Below are 992 nucleotides of genomic sequence, written 5' to 3' on the forward strand. Positions count from 1 at the left end.
GCCTATTCCCAGGCCAAGCTCAACGCTGTTGCCAGGCGGCTTAATGAGCGTCCGCGAAAAACACTAGACTTTGATACACCGGCTGAGCGTTTTCATCAATTCGTTGCATCGACGGGTTGAATCCGCAGTTGACAGTTGCCTTTCAGTCTGGGACGGAAGTTCGGCCTTTGCGGACGTTCGGGGAGGTGACTCGTTGTGCAAGCTACAGGTCCCTTTCCGGACGTCCGGAGCACCACGGCCGTGAATGTCCGCTGTCACCGCCAGTGAATGTGTGTTGTCGCCCCAGAACGGCCCGTCATCGCGGCGCGATCTGGACGTCGCGTTATCAGTGTCGTGCCGTCATTCGGCAATTGGCTGATGCTACGAGTAAGGGACTCGCCGCGTCGCTACTTGTACGCACAATGAGGTGAGGACGGCCGGCCTTATCGCCGGCTTTTCTTTATGTGTTGTCGGCGACTAAAGATGTTCGACGCTGTGCCGTTAATCGTGATGGGGCCGCTTGGGCATTGAGGGTTCCCGTGAATCGGTAACGCAAGGAGAAAAGAGAAATGAGTATTCCGCAAGTTGATTTCGGCGATGATGCCGATATGAAGAAAACGATGAAACAAGTTGCCGGAGTGGCTGCTGGGGCTGCTGCGGTTGCACTGCTGCCAATCGAGGCGCCTGTTGCAGTAGCGGCGGTTACCGTAGGGGCAGGTATCGTCGCAGCCAAGGCGGTTGGCGCTCTTTGGGATTGGATTGTCGACTAAGAACGAGCCGACACATTCTTTAGATAATGTGCCCCCGAGCAAACGGGGGCATCGCGTCTGCAATGTGGGGGCGTGATACCGCGATGTCGGCAGCCTTCCAACTTCGGTATAGCCCTCCCCGTTACTATCTTCGCTCCCCGATAATCGGGGATTTGGCCAGCCAGGCCCGGCATGATTCCCGCCCCCAGTCGCTTCAATGATCCGGGGGGTGCTGTCACCGGGCCTGGTGGGTGGCTGGTGATC

At 57.7% G+C, this 992-nt stretch carries 1 protein-coding gene and 1 pseudogene; both read left to right on the plus strand.

The features are described 5' to 3' along the window. Positions 1 to 120: pseudogene (locus DID96_RS37800) on the plus strand (IS30 family transposase); the annotation flags it as partial. Between the two features lie 428 nt (positions 121 to 548). After that, positions 549 to 749 (plus strand): hypothetical protein, encoded by a 201-nt coding sequence (locus tag DID96_RS37805; RefSeq protein ID WP_124604406.1) that lies wholly within the window; start codon positions 549 to 551, stop codon positions 747 to 749. Positions 750 to 992: the final 243 nt, after the last annotated feature.

This window comes from Burkholderia sp. Bp8963 (assembly GCF_003854275.1).
Classification (GTDB): Bacteria; Pseudomonadota; Gammaproteobacteria; order Burkholderiales; family Burkholderiaceae; genus Burkholderia.